The sequence below is a fragment of the Gracilibacillus sp. Marseille-QA3620 genome, assembly GCF_054950035.1.
This window is the reverse complement of sequence record NZ_CM143102.1, coordinates 2,032,248-2,050,299: the sequence shown is the minus strand read 5'-3', so window position 1 is coordinate 2,050,299 and position 18,052 is coordinate 2,032,248. Positions and strand designations below refer to the sequence as shown.

Genomic DNA, 18,052 nt, shown 5'->3' with positions numbered 1-18,052 from the left:
AGATAGCTTTATTATGAGGGCAATTCCTGCCAACGCTATTCTGCCTTCTCGATATGACGGCGGTCTATGCGGTCCTCAAGTTTTTCCATCGCTTGTTTATCATTTAATAGCTGACGCTTGTTCTCCAAAATCAAATCAGCCAGAGACATTCTTTTCCTTTTGTTCATCTTCATTCACCATCCGCTATAAATATTGTCCTCCTCTAGCATGCCCACTCTCTCGTGAATTTATAGCACTTTTTTGAAAATAATACGGAGTATGAACAATCAGGTTAGAAAGATAATGGTTCAACCTTGGTTAAAAGCTTACATGTCCCTTTATAAAGCCTCTAAATTGTCTTCCATCTTCTCATAATCGAGAATCCCTACAATCTTTTTGCGAATAATTCCCTCTTCATCAATAAAGAAAGAAGTCGGGATGGAAACTACCTCATATTGGTCATTCACCTTTTCCTCCGTATCTAATAAGGCTTGGAAGGTTAACTCATATTCATTCATGAATCCTTTGATATCATTTTCTGTATCCAAATTAATGGCCAGGATAACGACATCTTCATATTTCTGATGGATTTTCTCCATCTCAGGCATCTCTTTCTTGCATGGATTGCACCAGGTTGCCCAGAAATTTAAGATGACCTTCTTTCCTTTATAATCTGATAATGTGACCTTATTCCCTTCCGTATCCTCTAGGGTGAAATCAGCTGCGCTTGCTCCCACCTTCGCCCCGACAGGCTTTTCCTCTTGATTCATGATTTGATAAAAGGCCCCGCCAATCAGTCCAAACAACAAAAGTATGCCTATAGTCTTCTTCACAATCCCGTCCTCCTGCTTTCATGCATCTCTTATCTCAAATTGTACCAATGATCCCACTATCAAGAAAGAGAAAAAGGACTGACCAGACGGCCAGCCCTTTATTCTGCGCTATTATTGTGCAGATGTTGTTTCTTCTAGTTTCTCACGGAGAACCATTGGCAGGATTCCTCCATGACGGTAATAATCGATTTCAATTTCAGAGTCGAAACGCACAAGTGCTTCAAATTTCTTCTCTGTACCATCCTCAGCTACAGCTGTTACGGTGATCAACTGACGAGGTTTGATATTTTCATCGATTGGAACGAAGATTCGTTCTTTACCTGTAAGACCAAGTACCTTCGCGTTTTCGCCTTCTTTGAATTGAAGCGGCAGGACGCCCATAAGTGCAAGGTTGGAGCGGTGAATACGCTCAAAGCTTTCTGCGATAACGGTTTTGATACCGAGAAGGTTTGTCCCTTTCGCAGCCCAGTCACGAGAGCTTCCCATACCATAGTCTTTACCGGCAAGAACGACAAGACCTGTGTCATCCTTCTTGTATTCCATACATGCATCATAGATGGACATGACTTCGCCTGTTGGCCAGTAAGTCGTATATCCGCCCTCTGTTCCAGGAGCGATTTGGTTACGGATCCGGATGTTAGCGAAAGTTCCGCGCATCATGACCTCATGGTTACCACGGCGGGAACCATAAGAGTTAAAGTCACGGATTCCAACACCATTTTCACGCAAGTATTTACCTGCTGGTGTATCTTTGCCAATTGAACCAGCCGGGGAAATATGGTCAGTTGTGACAGAGTCACCGAACAAACCAACTACGCGTAAGCCTGATAATGGCTTAACCTCGGATGGATTTGGATCCAAGTTCTCGAAGTAAGGAGGGTTTTGAATATAAGTAGAATCAAAGTCCCAGCTATATAACGGTTCATTGCTTGTTTGAATCTCATTCCAGCGAAGGTTGTCATCGAATACGCGCTCATACTCTTTGCGGAACAAGTCAGATGTAACGGTTTCTTGGACAAGTTTATTAACCTCTTCACTAGTTGGCCAAATGTCCTTGAAGAACACTTCTTTGCCGTCTTTGCCGACGCCGATTGGGTCGTTTTCAAGGTCGATATCCACTGTACCGGCAAGCGCGTAAGCCACTACAAGCGGTGGAGATGCAAGGTAGTTTGCCTTCACAAGCGGGTGGATACGTCCTTCAAAGTTACGGTTACCAGATAGAACAGAAGTCACAAGCAAGTCAGCTTCGCCAACAGCTGCTTCAATCTCTTCCATCAATGGACCGGAGTTACCGATACAAGTAGCACAGCCATAGCCGACAAGGTTGAAGCCGAGCTCATCCATATACGTTTGCAGGCCGGCATCACGCAAGTAGCCTGTTACGACCTTGGATCCTGGTGCCAAGGATGTTTTTACATGGTGAGGAACCTGAAGACCGAGCTCAACTGCTTTCTTCGCAACAAGACCTGCCCCAAGCATGACGTATGGGTTAGATGTATTTGTACAGCTTGTAATCGCAGCAATGGCGATATCACCAGTTTTCATCGGCGCTTGACGGCCGTCCTTGAATTCAACCGTGATTTTCTTATCGATTTCCTCTTGGCTTAAGCCAAATCCAGCATTGCCGACTGGTGCAGTCAACGCTTCACGATAGGCTTTTTGCATATGAGATAGAGGAATCAAATCCTGCGGACGTTTCGGACCGGAAAGATTGGCTTCAATCTCAGAAAGGTCGATTTCAATCACTTTTGTGTAGGTTGGTTCAGGTGTATCTTTTGTATAGAATAAATCATTTTCTTTGCAATATTTCTCAACTAGCGCAATATGCTCTTCTGTACGGCCAGTTAAGCGCATGTATTTCAATGCTTCATCATCGATTGGGAAGAATCCGCATGTAGCACCGTACTCAGGTGCCATATTGGCAATTGTCGCACGGTCTGAAAGGGATAGATCGCTCATTCCTGGACCGAAGAATTCCACAAATTTGTTAACAACACCGCTCTTACGAAGAACTTCTGTTACTTTGAGCGCCAGGTCAGTCGCCATCGCCCCATTTGGCAAGGAATTAACAAAGCGGACACCGATTACTTCAGGTACTGGGAAATAAGAAGGCTGGCCAAGCATGCCTGCTTCTGCTTCGATTCCCCCTACACCCCAACCAAGGACGCCAAGTCCGTTGATCATGGTTGTATGAGAGTCCGTACCAACCAGCGTATCTGGGAATGCCATGAAATCGCCGTCAGGCATTTCAATCGCATGTACCACATTCGCTAAATATTCTAAGTTGACTTGGTGAACGATTCCCGTATCAGGCGGAACGGCACGATAATTGTCAAATGCCTTTTGAGCCCAGCTTAGGAATTGATAACGCTCAGCGTTTCGTTCAAATTCAAGATCCATATTCACTTGCAGGGAATCAGCTGTACCATATTTATCAACTTGTACAGAGTGGTCAATAACAAGGTCAACCGGAATTTCCGGGTTAATCTTATCTGGGTTGCCGCCGATATCAGCCATTGCTTTACGCAAGGAAGCCAAGTCAACAACCGCAGGAACACCTGTAAAGTCTTGTAGGATTACGCGGGATGGTTTGAATGGAACATCAACATCGATTGATTGCTGATCTGTTCCCCATTTCGCTAAGTTTTCCACATGCTCTTTAGTGATGACTCTTCCATCTAGCTGCCGCAGAACACTTTCAAGCAGCACTTTGATTGAGTATGGCAGCTTCGTTACTTCCCCTGCTCCAGCTTCTTCCAAAGCTTTCAGATTGTAGTAATGATAGCGTTTACCGTTTACTTCAAAATGCTTTCGTGAGTTAAACACATCATTTTTCCCCAAATCAAATTACCCCCTCTAGGTAAAAGATAATAAGAATACATACTCAGAAAAGGTTATGAACTTTTTCCAATCCAAATATTCTAACAATTTAATAGTAATATAACCTTTTCATAAAGTAAAATATAAGTAATTTATAGAGGGTTATAAGTTATACTTATCGCAGTATAATTTTTTCAGAAAATTAAAATAAAGGCCGGCAGGAAAACCTCCCAGCCGGCTTTGTCAGCGCAATTCATTATAGGCATTCAGCTCTGAAACATATTGCTTGAGCGTATCACGAAATTCTACGAGCTGCTCACGCTGATGCTCGCTTGCTACCTCATCTGCATTCTCGACCTGCTGATAGGCTTCATTGATTTCTTCCCAGAAACGTTTTACTTCCCTGCCAAACTCGGGATCATGCTTCATTGCCTGCAGATTCACGTATACATCGGTCACCTTTCTCATCCCGTTTTGGGCAGCTTCGAAGGCAGCCATCTTGTTCTTATGATAAGGCATTTTTATGTCCTCCAATCCTTTATCTCGACATTTATGGTGCACTATTTAAAGGCACCTTATTCTCGTGAAGGATTTGGAAATGTGCCAGTCGAATCGTTTTTCCCATTCGAACTCATACTAAAACGAAAAGGAGGGATGAGAATTGACGAATAAACGCAAGCATGCCATCGAACCGGATAAGCAATCAGGCCAGCCAAAACCAATGAGCGGGTCACATAAGGTGAAAAACCGCAATCACAGTCGCCAGAAGAATCATTCCCATCATGATATGTAGCCTTTAAAGCCGGCAGTTCCCCTGCTCCGGCTTTTTTTCTCTATCACCGTTTGAAAGCAGCTTGAATAGATTGGAAATAACACCGTGTAAATGGGGGTTATTTCATGTGTTCTTCAGACTGGGGTCATGAAGAAGAAAAAGCTATTTTGGGATTGTTTTATTTAGATCCATTCACGACCTATTTAGATGAGACAGAATTTCGAGTGGATTTATTTGAGGTGGATGAAGGCTATTTAATCGAGGCAGAAAGAAAACAAACGCCAAAGAACGGTATCCTCATTCAAATTCAGGAAGACCTTTGCGTTATTGTGCTGGAACAGCCTTCCGGAAGAAAGGAACGGAAAATTCTTTTCCCGTTTTGTTTAGAGAACCTCTCTATCCATGTGGAGGTGGAGGCAGATCTCGTTCAGGTATATATAAACAGTCAAACGAACCCGCTCCAAAAAGGACCTTTTTCAATCTGGCTGCCCTTTTATGAAAACAACAAGCATTAATGTGTGAAATGTTAGAAAAAGTGGTAACTAAATACCAACTAATCTTTCATAGGAGTGTGTAACGATTGGATTATGTATGGTATGCGAGTTATGGTTCGAATTTGTTTGAGGACCGATTTCATTGTTATATTAGCGGGGGAATGCCTGAGGGTTCTACATTTACGGAAAAAGGATGCACCAATCCTGCTCTGCCCTTGAAGTCAGAGACGATTACAATTCCGTATGAGCTGTACTTCTCCAAATGTTCAAAACGATGGAAGGGCGGAGTAGCCTTTATAGATACGGTAAGAAACCCATCTGCCAGAACATATGGCAAGATGTATTTAATTACATCTGAGCAGTTTCAAGAAATCGTCCAGCAAGAAAACGGACATCATGACATGATGATTGACCTTAACCTGGCCAAGGAGGTTCATACCTACTCCTTTAATGATTCATGGTATGGAAATATTCTTTATCTTGGGGAAAGGGATGGGTATCCAATCTTCACCTTTACAGCGAATGGTGAAATGAAGAAACAAGAGATTACTTCCCCGTCCATCCCGTACCTCCGGAATCTATATAGAGGGTTATTGGCCCTTCAATTAGAGCCGCAGAGGATCATTGATTATTTAACCACCAAAAGAGGTGTGCGGGAAAACTATACAAAGGATGACCTATATCACCACTTTTAACGATAAAATAAGCAAAAACCGAACTTCTTTAATGGTTCGGTTTCCTTATTGTTTATGTTCCTAGAAGAATAGTTCATCTGCTCTTACCAAAAACTCTAAATCCCTGTTTTGGATGAACTTCCCAATGTAATTGGCAGGCTGGTCTTGTTTAAGGATTTCAATGGCAATATGCATTGGAACCCATCTCAGCACAAAACCGTCATTAATTTCCTCTTCTGTATAAATCGGTTCCTTTAACTCTCCTGTTGCTTTTGCTTTGTATCCGTAGGAGATTTGGAGCTGTCCGATTTCTCCGCGGTATTCCATGGTCATCCCGAGTTCCTCAATATCCTCAATCATGGCACCGACTTCTTCTTCTACTTCCCTTTTTAGGGCATCATAAATGGTCTCGTTGTTTTCAATACCGCCGCCCGGCAATTTATGATAATTTCCATTCGAAACAAATAAAAGTGCTATCTCATCACGGTCATTAATGACTACTGCTCTAGCTGCTTTTCTAATACGGTAAGCTTGGTCCGCATTTTGCTCGAAACCATCATCATAGATCTCCTTGATAAGTTCCATATTGTTTGTGACCCCTTTTATATAATTCTTATAGAAAGTTTCTATCTAATTTTACCTTGTTTTTTCTATAAATGATATAGATAATCTCATCCATATTTATGATTATTCCTCATAATGCTGCATTTACTATGCTATAATAGGCATATTTATTCCATTTAATAGTCAAAGCACCTTTTTCATCCTTTTCACCTAAAACCGTCCCTTTTCAGGTGAAATATACACTTTATCATCATTCTCTACTTGGAGGTGGCTAATGAACCATATTATTTGGAGAATCATCGGGTCTATTTTCATCCTTTGCTTTATCGTCCTAGTCGTTTTCACGGTGAAAATCCATGATATGCTCGAGTCAAGAAACGAGTTGGAGATCGGATATATAGATGCCCTGAAAATATTGACCACAAGGAATTACGATTCTGAAGAGGAAATCGTCTTAAAAAACCAATTAGAGAAATCAGCCTATCACCATATCCGCATCTATTATGGTTCCGACCAAAAGACGCTTCTCTCTCACACGATTTCTGCTCTTAAAGAAGCACGTATGGATAATAATCGTTTGATTGGCCAATACCCTGCCCCTCCGGTTGATTTGATTCTCTTTCAAAATGAGGAGCAATTCCTTCAATACGCCCAAATTAGCTATACGAATGGCTATTATTCCGATTTTGACAAGATTATCGGCATCCTTCCTGTCTATACCGACAACGATGACTACCGTAAAGAGACAATCCGCTATATGGTCAAGCATGAATATAGTCATTATGCCCTTCTTCAAAAAATACAGGCAATGGACGTAAATAATCCCATTCCAGAATGGTTCCTAGAAGGTTATGCAGAATATCTTAGTTTTATTCATTCCAGTCCCTTTAACACGGCTGAAACAGCTGGTTCCATCATCCCTTTCGATAACCTCGAGAAATCAGAGCAATGGAAGCATTTACGAACAGCTGGGGTCATTGATATCTACCGGCAGAGCCAGGAGGCGATCGCGTATATCATTGATGAATTTGGCGATGAAATCATCCTGGCCATTCTTAAAGAAGCAGACCAGGCCGATTCATTTGAACAAGCGATTCATCGCTCAACCGGCCTGAATTATGACGATCTTGAAAACCAGTTAATTCAGTCCATGCATGAATAAAGAGGCAGAACATTCATGTTCTGCCTCTTACTGATTGGACATAAGAAAATATTGCTCATATGGGCGTATATCAATCTTTTCCTCCGCCAGCTTCTTCTTCAAAAACTTATGATCCCGTTTTGGTGTGGCTAATATGTACCCTTTAATGAGGATATCCATCGTGATGGCAGTCGCTCCCTCTTGTAAGGCGATTTCCCCAATCTTCCCAGCAATCTTATGTCTTGCTACATCCCGGAACAGCTCAGGTACGGGACTAACAAGCTCCTCAAGAAACGCTTTTTGGTCACTTCCCCACAAATGCTTTGTTTGTTCTACATAATGAATTTCCCAATCCATGTCTGATTTACCATCTTCCTTGGGAAGCTTCTTCAGGAATTTTCTGAACATGAAGAACCCGCCAATGCCCATAAAGACCACCATAAAGACAATCCAAAACAGGATGAACCATAGAAACCATCCCTCAAGCACGTTCATTCACCTCTAGAAAATTGAATAGGATACCATTATTATAGCAAAGGATTGGCAAGCTTCAACTAAATTCACCAAATAATAGCAGATAGAAATATAAAAGAAAAAGAATCATATAGACAAAGTCCTCTAGCATAGACTGATAACAGAGCATAATCGCGAGCTTGGTGAAAATTTCGTAAAATTTGTCGGAATAATCAGTAAATAAGACGAAAGACAAGATTTTTCATGATTAATCTAAGAAAACGGCTAAAACTTGCCCATTCTCCCTTTTGTCAATCCGGTCTGTCTTTGATATAAATAAGGTAGATTTTTTCTAACCATATGCAGACAGGATGATTTTCACCGGAAAGGAAGCCTTTGGTTGTCGGTATCAATGTATTATTGGAATCCACTATCTTTAAGGAGGCTACAAATAATGGGTAAAAAAGTCCACAGACGCCGGGAAGTCAGACGATTACTGCGGGAAGAATTAAAGAAAATGGATTCTCTTACAAAACATTCTCCTAACGAACAAATTTCGACATTAGGGAATGAAAAAATCAGCTTATAGCAAAGTTAACAGAGCAAAGAGGCTTCCGGTACACGATAAACCGGAAGCCTCTTTTTTTATCTGGATTACCTTCCTCTCCGCTCCATTGCCTCTAAACTAATCCCTTTCTGTCTAAAAGCAGCAATGCGGCTGCCGATATCCGTAAAGACCATTAAATCATCTTTCTCTTTTCCTCTACCCCTTCTAAAAAATGTAGTAATAATTGACCAAATACCATGAAATGTAAATCCAATCACCCTCCTTTAACAAGGAAATAACAGAAATGGATGTTTCCAACCAGCATGGAGGGGTATTAATGCTTGTGAGGCCATTCACGCCAACACAAACCATTTATGGAGGGATTTGTCGATGTTTTTACACAAGAAAGAATTGCAGTTCGAAGCAAAACCAGAGAAATCAGATCCGTTATTAGCCAAACAAATCCAAGAGCTCATCGGAGGACAATTCGGTGAAATGTCCGTTATGATGCAGTACTTATTCCAAGGATGGAGTGTACGAGGAGAAGGGAATCAAAAGTACAAGGACTTAATTCTTGATATTGCCACTGAGGAAATCGGCCATGTTGAAATGCTGGCAACACTAGTTGCTCGTCTTCTTGACGACGCGCCAGTTGAAGATCAAGAAGCAGCAGCAAAAATGCCTGTCATTGGAGCTGCCTTATCAGGGATGAACCCTCAGCATGCAATCGTATCCGGTTTAGGCGCTCGTCCTGCGGACAGTGTCGGGAATCCTTGGCAAGGAAGCTATATCATCTCAAGCGGAAACCTGCTTGCTGACTTCCGTGCAAACCTTAATGCAGAATCACAGGGCCGCTTGCAAGCATGCCGTATTTATGAGATGACAACTGACAAAGGTGTCAAAGATTTATTATCCGTCTTGATTGCACGTGATTCTTACCATCAAAACCTGTGGGCTGCCGCTATCGCTGAACTCGAGGAGAAAGAAGGCTTGCTCGTTCCTAGCACATTCCCGCGTGAGAAGGAAAGACTAGACCTCGCTTACTCTCTCTATAATCATTCAGAAGGCGAATATAGCAGTGAAGGATCTTGGGCACATGGTCAAGCACTGGATGGACAAGGAGAACTACGTTATGAATCCACTCCGCCAATCGAAGGCTCCATTCCAATGCTGAAAGCAGCTCCATTATCCACTCATAATACATTGCCTGCTGATAAAGATAAATCAATGATGTAAAGATAGAATCCTATGAAAGAGGACAGAAGCTGGTTGTTACGTCAACCATCCCTGCCCTCTTTTTTATTGCCGTCTTGATTCCTGCGTATCATTCCAACTGATTCACAGGATGATACTAGCGTACTTGCCATCATCCACGACTAGCTATTCCCCTAAATCTGCTTTATTTACCTATCTTTTAGGATGTTTTAATTGCTTCTTTATTTGCTTTAATCGATCACTGAAAAACCTCACGTCGTCTTTCGGTATCTCTTCTTCCCCATATCGAGCCTTTTCATAGATTTCACTCAATCTGCTATTCTGCTCATTTCTATCGAGTTGTATGCGATTAAGCCACTCCTGGAAGGTTTCTTCAGGATTTCTTCCATGCGTCCCCTTCATGCCCTTTTCAAATTGATAAACAAGCATTCTGATCGGCATATTTGACGGGGGATTGGAGTTAATTGCTCTTCGCCCCCTTTGACCTTTAGTCAATTCCCGAGAGGACTTCGTTAACTCACTCAATCGATGATGATTCAATTCTGCCTGAATGGCCCTTCTTCTCTTTACGATAAAAACAATAGCTCCGATAAAAATAACCAATAGGATCGATAGTAAAATCGGATAAAAATAAGAGGGTGTCGTATATTCTTTATACTCAAATGTTTCCATTTGGCCTTTTGAAGAGGTTATGGCCGTCATCCGTTCTTGTTGCTTCGGATTCGTCTCATCAGGCTCAAAAAGAGAGAATCCCTTATATAAACCTTCAGATAATAGGCTCGTTAACCCAAATACCGCTATACTTAGCAGGTTTCGTATTCCATATGTCAAATAGGGAATGATCCCTGCTAGCAGAGTGCCCCCAATTCCTAAAGCCGCAATCACCTTCAAACGCTGAGACAGCTGAACCTGATTGCGGCTTGTCATCATGATGGTGATCAACAAATGAGAAAGAAAGAGCGTCATTAATACAATCAACAGCCCTAGAGAAGGACTTTTCAATAGGTGAATTCCCAATAATCCGCTTGCCATGATCAGTTTCTTGCCAGGTTCCATGTTTAGGGTCTGAAGGATGAAGGAGCATAAACACATGCACAGTATCATCACGATATTCGGATAAAATAAACCCGCAGAGATAATAAGAAGGACACCTAGTATCACCAAGGTGTGCAGATTTCTTTTTTGATTAATGGAATCAAGGACCCCATTTACAATGATAAATGCAGCTAGCAAGGGCCATTGGGACAACGGAAAAAACAATAAGAAGAGATAACTTAATACAAGTGTGCTAGTTAGGTTTCTTTTCCATGCCTCCAACTCTCCTCAGCTCCCCTTCTCCCCCTATATAAAAATACTTGGTTCCCATTCTTATATTAGGCGGTTGATCTCCATTCACATAAATCAGCTCATTAGAACGTTCCATACTTTCTTTGGCGATGGATAGGAAATAATCCTCTCTTACGAACCGCAAATCATCGTGCAGTCTAGCCAATTTCTCCAGTGTCTTTTGTAAATGGTCAATTCCTGTATGAAGCGGTAATTTAAAAACACCTTCCTTGGTCAGATCGTTCACATACAATTCATAGGAGAACTTCTTCGAAATTAAATAGCTGCACAAAAAGGCGGTATGAGAAATCAGCTTTTCTCCCTTTTGATGAATCGTAAGACCATTCGGTTCGGTTATGTATAACATGATTGTATATCGTTTATTTGTAATAGGCTGATATTGTTTGGCATACATACTTTGCATCTTGGCCGTTGCCTTCCAATGAATCTGGCGGAATGATTCCTTTTCATATGGTTTAATCCCAATAACAGATGTCTCATCAGCCAGATAAGAATGCGGCACCTCTTCTTCCCCAATTCGATCAAGATTGAGAATAGCGAGATTCTGGACCTCCAGCCGCTCTGGATACACGATGATTTCCGTATCACCATGATTGATTGTTGGGAAGTGTACAGAGGAGGTTCCAAATGAATCATGAATAATAAGGTCCAGCTCCTCAATAGAATAAACGCCTCTCGCTTTAGCTTTAAAAGGAATTCTCATTCGATTAATTGTCTTCTTTTTCTGTTCGAAATTGACTGTGTACCTAGTATCATTTAAGCTTTTATGAAAAAAATCTGATTCCATGACTTCGATATTTCTATCCAGGACAAAATGCAGCTTCCCATGGGCAATCGTAACAGGAGCATCATTATGAATGTCAATCGCTAATTCATCTGTTTCATTGATAAACAGCTTCCTGTTCTCTTTCTCTCGATTGATATAAACCTGCTTAGCTATTCTCTTCGTATAAAAATGAATAGACGATGTATATAAGAAATAGACGACGATTATCATCGTCATCGGGATAAAGGATATATAAATTAACAGGAGAATGGAGATCGGCAGGATTATCCTCAAAAAATAGGAATCAAATAGAAAAGTGTAAACTGGCACACCTTCTCTACCTTTCATAAGACATCTCCACAGGAACATCCGTATTGTCTAAGATGGACCGGATGACTTCGTTCTTTGTCATATGTAAGGCTCCTTCCATTGAAAGCATCATTCTGTGTGAACTGATAGGTGGAAAAACAAATTGAATATCTTCTGGTGTGCAATAGGTACGTCCTTCCATTTTGGCTTTTGCTTGTGCAGCCCGGAGCATCGCAAGGGTTGCCCTTGGACTTAAACCAATCTCAATCCACTTATGGCTTCTAGTTGATTCGACTAAGTCAAGGACATAATCTTCTATACAATCTGAAATATGCACTTGCTTTGTCTCTTCCTGTAATTGCTGCACCTCTTCCATCGTGATGACCGGGGTAACACCACGTAAAGGATCCTCCGCCCGAAAGCGCTTCATGATCTTTCGTTCATCCTGTCGAGATGGGTAGCCTAGATTCATTTTAAGGAGAAAACGATCTAATTGGGCATCAGGCAACGGAAACGTACCATGCGATTCGACCGGATTTTGAGTAGCAATCACTAAAAATGGTGTTGGCAATGGATCTGTTTGCTTCTCAATCGTTACCTGCCTTTCCTCCATTGCCTCTAAAAGGCTTGATTGTGTTCTTGGCATGGCCCGATTAATTTCATCTGCCAATACGATATTGGCATAAATGGGGCCCATTCTCTTTTCGAACTCTCCATGTTTCGGATTGAAATACTCCAAACCAATGACATCACTTGGCAATACATCTGGGGTAAATTGAATTCTCGAAAATGTACCTCCCATGCTTTTGGCGATCGTTTTTGCCAGTAAGGTTTTCCCCGTACCTGGAACATCCTCCAATAGGACATGTCCATTGCTTAATAAGGCTACCATTAGTAAGTCAATGGTCTCTTCTTTACCTACAAACACCGTGCTTATTGATTTTTTTACATTTTCCAACATCAGTATGTACACCCCTGTATCTTCATTAAAAGCTATTTTTATCATATAGGGAAAAAACAGAAAATTCCATTCTTTTTCGACTTTTTTACTCTTTTCCTTAATGATTAGGAAGGCAGCTAGCCTATACCTTAAAGCATTTGACATAAAAAAAGAATCGCCACTATGGCGATTCATTGAAAATGACTTTCCTATCTAAAGAAAAGTAGATATGTTCCATGTTCAGTCTGTGATTGTCTGTTATGGAGGAAAAAAATAAGCTTATCACTAATTAAATAGACAAAACACCGGATTCTACCTGCTTGTTTTTGTCTGCAGATAATAGCCCTCACCTCGGGCTGTTCGAATATATTGTTCGCCAATTGAACTTCGCAATCGGCTGATATTGACTTCCACCGTATTTGTTGGGATACCGTCCGAGGGTGAGTAACCCCAGATTTCTTGCAATAATTCCTCTTTTTTAATAGGACGATCTTGGTTTCTCGCTAAGTATGCCAGAATAGCAAATGGCTTATCTGGAAGAAATACTCTCTCTCCTTTTAAGAACGTCACACGATTAATCAGATCAATTCGAATGTCTCCAGCAACAATCTCAGCTATTTCGTGCATCTTTTTCATAGAAAGTACACGCTCATACTCTCGGAAAAACGCTCGTAATGTGGCCAATAATACGGACAAATCATAGGGCTTCGTAATGTAATGGGCAGCTCCAGTTTCTAAACCGGCAACCACATCGAATGTGTCACCCCGGCCGGTTAAAAAGATATAGGGAGTTGGATTGACTTGATTAATGATTCTCGCCACTTCAATACCACTCGTAACTTGATTGACCGCGGGTACATTGAAGTTCTTTAGCATAATGTCAAGCAGCAAGAGGTCATACTGCTTTGTCATGCCGGCTTTCACGGCATCCTCTCCTGTTTGAAAATAATCCACATTGTACCCTTCCCTTTGCAAAATCTCAGAGAGCGGCTCTCCTATATCCTTTTCATCATCTAAAAATAAAATGGAGTACGTCATAAATGGCTCTCCTTTCCAGTATGGTATGGCTTATTGGTTATTTTCCAACACTATTTCTTTCGGAAAGACTACAAAGAAACTTGTTTCTCCTGTGTACTCACTTTCAACAAATACTTCTCCATTGTATAGCTTCATTGTTTTGCTGATTATATGAAGACCAAGACCAGTACCCGATATGTTTCGTGTGTTACGTCCTCTGTAGTATCTTTCAAATATCCGTGTTTTTTCATCATCAGGTATATGAATCCCCCAATTCGTGACCTTTATGGCTACCTGATCTTTATAGACGCCATCCAGAATGCTTACCACAACCAGGTGTGAATTCTCGGAATACTTAACGGCATTATTCAGCAGGATTCGCATAATAATAAAGAAATGCTCCCGGCGAATGTATAGACATTTGTCTGAGCCTGGCTCATCCTGAACAAACTCGTAATCCGGATGCTCATTTTGTGCTTGCTTTATGGCGTAATTGATTAGTTCTTTGACTGGATAACTATCGGCAGGAGCTAATGTTTTCAAATTATCCACCCTTGCCAAATCAGTAAACGCTGCTTGTGTGTCGCTAATGCTTGCTACAGCTTTGTCTGCTTTTTCAAGTAAGGTTATTACTCTCTCCTTATCTTCAGTCCCATAGTACCTTATTAAGTCAATCGACTGTTTAATCTCTGTTAATCGCGAAGCGGTTTCATGAGAGACCTCTTGAAGAATATTCTTATTGATTCTATATGCTTCATTAGCTTCCTTATGTAATTTGATGATGATGTCACTAATTTCACCAAGTTCTTTATTATGTCGTTTCCCTATGTTGGTTTTCCAATCGCCCTGTGCTATGATCGTTTGCTGTTCATCAACCACGTTTTTTATGAGAGCGATATTTTTCCTTGAGAAAAATATATATAATAAAAAAATCACCACATACAAGAGAATTAATGTCATTGCCCCATGCTGCAAACCGTTCCTTACGGTTTTCGCATAAAGCTCTGTCAAATCCCTTCTAATAATAATTTCATCCGAATGATTATGATGAATTACTCGATGCTTTGTTTCGTAAATATGATGACCATTTTCAGATTTTTCATAAACCCTAGCAGGTGATGCCCAGTCCTTGAGATAGTGATCAGATTGAAAATGCGCAACTAGGTTAGCAGCTTTTTCGATCCATGGTGACTTAATATAGGAAGGTATATTACTGTACTGAACGAGATAAGGCTCTCTGTTTTGATTGCGTATTTCATAATTATCACCGGCAAACACAGCGTAATGGGCAAATACTTTTGTAATTTCATCATCTTGAGAGGGATTCGCTGTATTTATGAGAATATATTTTATGTCGTCAACAATTTTCTCTGTCTGAATTCGTTCAGAGGCTGTATCAGCAGCAATTTTCCCCCACATAACAACTCCCATAAATGGAATGAAAATGAGAAATGCCAATAGGAGAGCAGTTAACATAATTCTCAGTGTTGGTGAATGCCTAAATGTACGATTCGTTTGCTTAATTTTATCCATGCATCCTCCCTTAGATTAAACATGAGCTGATTTTTCTTATTGTTGTGTTGTTTACTGATAATATGTAAAAAGGGAGCGATGATTTTGCCTACCTTACTATTTTAGGAACAGAAGCTGGATTGTCAACACTAGCTGGACAAAAAAGAATTGGTGGATTATTTCCATTCCACAGGTAATCATTAGCTGATTATTCAATGAATTGGACTGTGTTCAAACGATTAAAGATTGTCTTATGTTTTAATTAGAGTGATAGATCGCCGCAGGTGCCTCCCTTGGAATTTCATCTATTCTCCTATCAATTCAAACCAAAAAAGGCAGGAATCATGATTCCTGCCTTACCATTTATGAATGAAGCAAAGGGTTATTCCTCAGCCAGCGCAACCTCCAGCAAATCCCATGAAGTAATGATGCCGTTTGGCTTTTCTGTCTTTTGCCCTGTCGCTGTTATAATAATGGCCTCAATCTTATCTGTATTTCCCTCGTCCTCATCATAAATATCTTCAATTTCAAACACGGTTGTATTCTGCGAAACAAATACTACCCGTTTCTCGTCTTTCTGATAAAGCTCTTTCACCTTCACCTTCTCTAGATCCATCTTCGGATTATCAAATTGATTCGTCAGCCAGCTGATTATTTCCTTCGTCGTCAATAGCCAGCGATACTTGTCCTCTTTATTATAGATAGGAAACCGTGTATGACCGGTTTTCTTCATACACGATAGAACGTCCTTCAAATGATCTTCCTCATAGAAATAATAGACTTCCTTGGTTGAAATAGATAAACCCGTCCTCGGCTCCTCAAATTCATCCGCAATCCGTTCAATTTCTTCCACCACATCCAGATGAGGCTCAGCAATATAATAATCCACCTCAATCTTTTCATGCACAATGGCATTTCGTAATTTAGCATATTGGCATAAATCTTCTTTATAGTGGCGAATAAGCACATGATTATGACCTTTATACACCAGTTCTGTGAATTTATCTGAATCCGCCTGTTTCACGGTCTGTTTCAATACTTTATGAATTCGATTAAAGGCTGTTTCAAATCGCTCTGATAATGTTAATTCTGTCTTTGTTTTCCCCATGGGTCTGCAGCTCCTATGTTTTTCCCTTTCTTTACCCTATTATTTCTGTCTGACAACCCATTTTTTCTCAAAATGTGAAAAAGATACTTGTAAAAATTAGTCGAAAAAGGTAGAATAATATTATAAATGGTTATAATGATCATTCCGCCATTTTGATTTTTCAAACCTTAGCAACTTGGTGCCCTTGTAGCACCTATACATCTCCCCTTCTGGAGATGTATTTTTTTACTCAATTCTCATAAGCCTCTCTATTCAGCATTTCATCAAGTTTCACGATTTCAAAGTCCCTATTAATTAAGTAATCCAATATCTCTCGAAGCGCTTGTGCTGTTTTGGCCTGTTCAGCATTGCTGTGCATTAAGATAATGTCACCGTTTCTCACATAACGCTTCACATTTTCCGACACTTCAGCAGCTGTATGGACAGACCAATCCAGCGTATCAATGGACCAAAGGACTGTATGCTTACCTTCGTTTGAAAGGATATTTAATAATTTAGCGTTGATTTCTCCATAGGGTGGACGAAAGAAGTTGGGGTACTTACCAATGATCGACTCAATTTGACGGGAGGAGCGGTCTATTTGTGCTTGCATTTGTTCCTCGGTCAATGTGGTAAGGTCGAGATGTTCATCAGAATGGCTGGCAATCAAATGCCCGTCAAGATAGGCTTTTTGGACAATTCGAGGATAAAGGGCAGCTTGGCTGCCGAGGAAGAAAAAGTTGCCTGGTACGTCATATTCACGGAGTATATCAATGATTTCTTCGGTTACACGCTCATCAGGGCCATCATCAAAGGTTAAAGCGACCTGCTTAAGATTCTCTCCATTGGCTGAAATAGAGAAAGGATTCTTTTCGATAAAGGGCAGTATTTCTTTGCGCCATTTATCCATTTGGATACGAGCAGATTCCATTAGGGAAGATGAATCACCCTTAATGTCAAGGAGGTATTCTCCCCTATCCTTTTTTATACTGTTATAAACAGCCTGATGGAGGATATGGTCATCCTCCTGATCGATGAGAATGGTCCATTCATATTCACCTGCTCGGTAAATATATTGTCTATGCAGCTTTGTTTGCCGAATTTCTGCTGGTGGCCCTAACTCGGATAAGATAAGGGCGCCAGAAAGCTGTTGCAGTTCAGGGTGCTCGGAGCGCAGTTCAAACACACCTGCCCGGTTATAACCAATCACGATATGCCGCCTTGGATAGGATGCATAGAACGAGCCATCTTCAAACACGCTCTCACTCGGCTCTCCCCATTCATTGATCACATCCTCTATGCTAAGGCCGCTAAGATGAAATGGCTGGCCCTCAAGCATCCCTTTTTCAGCCATATCAAGAACATGATTTTCATATCTCTCCTTTATACCTTCCATTTCCTTTAAATTAGCCTCTTGTTCGCTAATGGGCTCAGATATCACAATCGGAAGCAGGCATAGCACAACTGCCAGGCAGGCCACAATCCATTTCCCTTTCATTTCTCTCACCCCTTCGCTGCTTCCTTTTACAAACAGTGTATGCGGAGATAACCTGCCATATTGGTTTATTCATCAAAAAAGACC

At 40.9% G+C, this 18,052-nt stretch carries 20 protein-coding genes; 6 read left to right on the top strand and 14 right to left on the bottom strand.

Annotated features, from left to right (window positions below; genetic code table 11):
- Positions 1-35: 35 nt before the first annotated feature.
- The 4 genes from ACY8DX_RS10440 to ACY8DX_RS10425 all read right to left on the bottom strand — a co-directional run bounded on the left by ACY8DX_RS10440 (position 36) and on the right by ACY8DX_RS10425 (position 4,151).
- Entirely contained in the window at positions 36-173 is a 138-nt protein-coding gene (locus ACY8DX_RS10440; RefSeq protein WP_462406813.1) for an FbpB family small basic protein, read from the bottom strand.
- A gap of 144 nt (positions 174-317) precedes the next feature.
- Positions 318-812: a TlpA family protein disulfide reductase gene (locus tag ACY8DX_RS10435; RefSeq protein WP_439802798.1), complete on the bottom strand. Its 495-nt coding sequence runs from the start codon at positions 810-812 to the stop codon at positions 318-320.
- A gap of 111 nt (positions 813-923) precedes the next feature.
- On the bottom strand, positions 924-3,653 hold the full coding sequence (gene acnA / locus ACY8DX_RS10430; protein ID WP_439802797.1) for an aconitate hydratase AcnA: 2,730 nt from the start codon (positions 3,651-3,653) through the stop codon (positions 924-926).
- Positions 3,654-3,875: 222 nt separating this feature from the next.
- On the bottom strand, positions 3,876-4,151 hold the full coding sequence (locus ACY8DX_RS10425; RefSeq protein ID WP_049670981.1) for a hypothetical protein: 276 nt from the start codon (positions 4,149-4,151) through the stop codon (positions 3,876-3,878).
- 166 nt (positions 4,152-4,317) lie between these two features.
- On the opposite strand from ACY8DX_RS10425, the gene ACY8DX_RS10420 reads away from it, so the two are divergent.
- The 3 genes from ACY8DX_RS10420 to ACY8DX_RS10410 all read left to right on the top strand — a co-directional run bounded on the left by ACY8DX_RS10420 (position 4,318) and on the right by ACY8DX_RS10410 (position 5,593).
- Complete coding sequence (locus tag ACY8DX_RS10420) at positions 4,318-4,425, top strand: small acid-soluble spore protein P (RefSeq protein ID WP_049672896.1); 108 nt, start codon at positions 4,318-4,320, stop codon at positions 4,423-4,425.
- A gap of 104 nt (positions 4,426-4,529) precedes the next feature.
- Positions 4,530-4,919, top strand: a complete 390-nt coding sequence (locus ACY8DX_RS10415) for a hypothetical protein (RefSeq protein WP_462406812.1) — start codon at positions 4,530-4,532, stop codon at positions 4,917-4,919.
- A gap of 65 nt (positions 4,920-4,984) precedes the next feature.
- On the top strand, positions 4,985-5,593 hold the full coding sequence (locus tag ACY8DX_RS10410; RefSeq protein ID WP_439802796.1) for a hypothetical protein: 609 nt from the start codon (positions 4,985-4,987) through the stop codon (positions 5,591-5,593).
- A gap of 60 nt (positions 5,594-5,653) precedes the next feature.
- Here the strand turns inward: ACY8DX_RS10410 and ACY8DX_RS10405 are convergent, their stop codons facing one another.
- The gene (locus ACY8DX_RS10405; protein WP_049670984.1) at positions 5,654-6,157 is read right to left on the bottom strand and encodes an NUDIX domain-containing protein; all 504 of its coding nucleotides are present in this window, start codon (positions 6,155-6,157) and stop codon (positions 5,654-5,656) included.
- Positions 6,158-6,410: 253 nt separating this feature from the next.
- On the opposite strand from ACY8DX_RS10405, the gene ACY8DX_RS10400 reads away from it, so the two are divergent.
- Complete coding sequence (locus tag ACY8DX_RS10400) at positions 6,411-7,298, top strand: hypothetical protein (RefSeq protein ID WP_439802795.1); 888 nt, start codon at positions 6,411-6,413, stop codon at positions 7,296-7,298.
- A gap of 27 nt (positions 7,299-7,325) precedes the next feature.
- Here ACY8DX_RS10400 and ACY8DX_RS10395 read toward each other — a convergent pair whose 3' ends face one another.
- A complete protein-coding gene (locus ACY8DX_RS10395; RefSeq protein ID WP_049670986.1) occupies positions 7,326-7,766 on the bottom strand; it encodes a DUF2621 domain-containing protein in 441 nt (146 codons plus the stop codon).
- Between the two features lie 418 nt (positions 7,767-8,184).
- Here ACY8DX_RS10395 and ACY8DX_RS10390 point away from each other — a divergent pair, with 418 nt between their 5' ends.
- Entirely contained in the window at positions 8,185-8,319 is a 135-nt protein-coding gene (locus ACY8DX_RS10390; RefSeq protein WP_462406811.1) for a hypothetical protein, read from the top strand.
- 65 nt (positions 8,320-8,384) lie between these two features.
- Here the strand turns inward: ACY8DX_RS10390 and ACY8DX_RS10385 are convergent, their stop codons facing one another.
- Positions 8,385-8,555, bottom strand: coding sequence for a hypothetical protein (locus tag ACY8DX_RS10385; RefSeq protein ID WP_462406810.1), 171 nt, complete (start codon positions 8,553-8,555; stop codon positions 8,385-8,387).
- A gap of 112 nt (positions 8,556-8,667) precedes the next feature.
- On the opposite strand from ACY8DX_RS10385, the gene ACY8DX_RS10380 reads away from it, so the two are divergent.
- A complete protein-coding gene (locus ACY8DX_RS10380) occupies positions 8,668-9,513 on the top strand; it encodes a manganese catalase (protein ID WP_049670988.1) in 846 nt (281 codons plus the stop codon).
- Between the two features lie 171 nt (positions 9,514-9,684).
- On the opposite strand, the gene ACY8DX_RS10375 is transcribed toward ACY8DX_RS10380, so the two are convergent.
- From ACY8DX_RS10375 to ACY8DX_RS10345, 7 genes are all read right to left on the bottom strand, one after another.
- Positions 9,685-10,548 (bottom strand): hypothetical protein, encoded by an 864-nt coding sequence (locus ACY8DX_RS10375; protein ID WP_462406809.1) that lies wholly within the window; start codon positions 10,546-10,548, stop codon positions 9,685-9,687.
- 232 nt (positions 10,549-10,780) lie between these two features.
- Positions 10,781-11,953, bottom strand: a complete 1,173-nt coding sequence (locus ACY8DX_RS10370) for a DUF58 domain-containing protein (protein ID WP_462406808.1) — start codon at positions 11,951-11,953, stop codon at positions 10,781-10,783.
- Entirely contained in the window at positions 11,943-12,875 is a 933-nt protein-coding gene (locus ACY8DX_RS10365; protein ID WP_049670991.1) for an AAA family ATPase, read from the bottom strand. The genes ACY8DX_RS10370 and ACY8DX_RS10365 overlap by 11 nt, the downstream gene beginning before the upstream one ends.
- 291 nt (positions 12,876-13,166) lie before the next feature.
- Positions 13,167-13,892: a response regulator transcription factor gene (locus ACY8DX_RS10360; protein ID WP_462406807.1), complete on the bottom strand. Its 726-nt coding sequence runs from the start codon at positions 13,890-13,892 to the stop codon at positions 13,167-13,169.
- A 30-nt stretch (positions 13,893-13,922) separates the two neighbouring features.
- Positions 13,923-15,404: a sensor histidine kinase gene (locus ACY8DX_RS10355; RefSeq protein ID WP_462406806.1), complete on the bottom strand. Its 1,482-nt coding sequence runs from the start codon at positions 15,402-15,404 to the stop codon at positions 13,923-13,925.
- 361 nt (positions 15,405-15,765) lie between these two features.
- Positions 15,766-16,491 carry a CBS domain-containing protein gene (locus tag ACY8DX_RS10350; RefSeq protein WP_462406805.1) on the bottom strand — a complete coding sequence of 242 codons (726 nt, stop codon included), beginning with the start codon at positions 16,489-16,491 and terminating at the stop codon, positions 15,766-15,768.
- Positions 16,492-16,720: 229 nt separating this feature from the next.
- A complete protein-coding gene (locus ACY8DX_RS10345) occupies positions 16,721-17,968 on the bottom strand; it encodes a polysaccharide deacetylase family protein (RefSeq protein ID WP_462406804.1) in 1,248 nt (415 codons plus the stop codon).
- Between the last annotated feature and the right edge of the window lie 84 nt (positions 17,969-18,052).

Excerpts from the sequence above, each read along its gene's own strand:
- ACY8DX_RS10345 (WP_462406804.1), bottom strand. The coding sequence starts at position 17,968 with ATGAAAGGGAAATGGATTGTGGCCTGCCTGGCAGTTGTGCTATGCCTG.
- ACY8DX_RS10405 (WP_049670984.1), bottom strand. The coding sequence starts at position 6,157 with ATGGAACTTATCAAGGAGATCTATGATGATGGTTTCGAGCAAAATGCG.
- ACY8DX_RS10425 (WP_049670981.1), bottom strand. The coding sequence starts at position 4,151 with ATGCCTTATCATAAGAACAAGATGGCTGCCTTCGAAGCTGCCCAAAAC.
- ACY8DX_RS10390 (WP_462406811.1), top strand. The coding sequence starts at position 8,185 with ATGGGTAAAAAAGTCCACAGACGCCGGGAAGTCAGACGATTACTGCGG.
- ACY8DX_RS10365 (WP_049670991.1), bottom strand. The coding sequence starts at position 12,875 with ATGTTGGAAAATGTAAAAAAATCAATAAGCACGGTGTTTGTAGGTAAA.
- ACY8DX_RS10375 (WP_462406809.1), bottom strand. The coding sequence starts at position 10,548 with ATGGAACCTGGCAAGAAACTGATCATGGCAAGCGGATTATTGGGAATT.
- ACY8DX_RS10350 (WP_462406805.1), bottom strand. The coding sequence starts at position 16,491 with ATGGGGAAAACAAAGACAGAATTAACATTATCAGAGCGATTTGAAACA.
- ACY8DX_RS10400 (WP_439802795.1), top strand. The coding sequence starts at position 6,411 with ATGAACCATATTATTTGGAGAATCATCGGGTCTATTTTCATCCTTTGC.
- ACY8DX_RS10415 (WP_462406812.1), top strand. The coding sequence starts at position 4,530 with ATGTGTTCTTCAGACTGGGGTCATGAAGAAGAAAAAGCTATTTTGGGA.
- ACY8DX_RS10355 (WP_462406806.1), bottom strand. The coding sequence starts at position 15,404 with ATGGATAAAATTAAGCAAACGAATCGTACATTTAGGCATTCACCAACA.
- ACY8DX_RS10380 (WP_049670988.1), top strand. The coding sequence starts at position 8,668 with ATGTTTTTACACAAGAAAGAATTGCAGTTCGAAGCAAAACCAGAGAAA.
- ACY8DX_RS10440 (WP_462406813.1), bottom strand. The coding sequence starts at position 173 with ATGAAGATGAACAAAAGGAAAAGAATGTCTCTGGCTGATTTGATTTTG.
- ACY8DX_RS10370 (WP_462406808.1), bottom strand. The coding sequence starts at position 11,953 with ATGAAAGGTAGAGAAGGTGTGCCAGTTTACACTTTTCTATTTGATTCC.
- ACY8DX_RS10360 (WP_462406807.1), bottom strand. The coding sequence starts at position 13,892 with ATGACGTACTCCATTTTATTTTTAGATGATGAAAAGGATATAGGAGAG.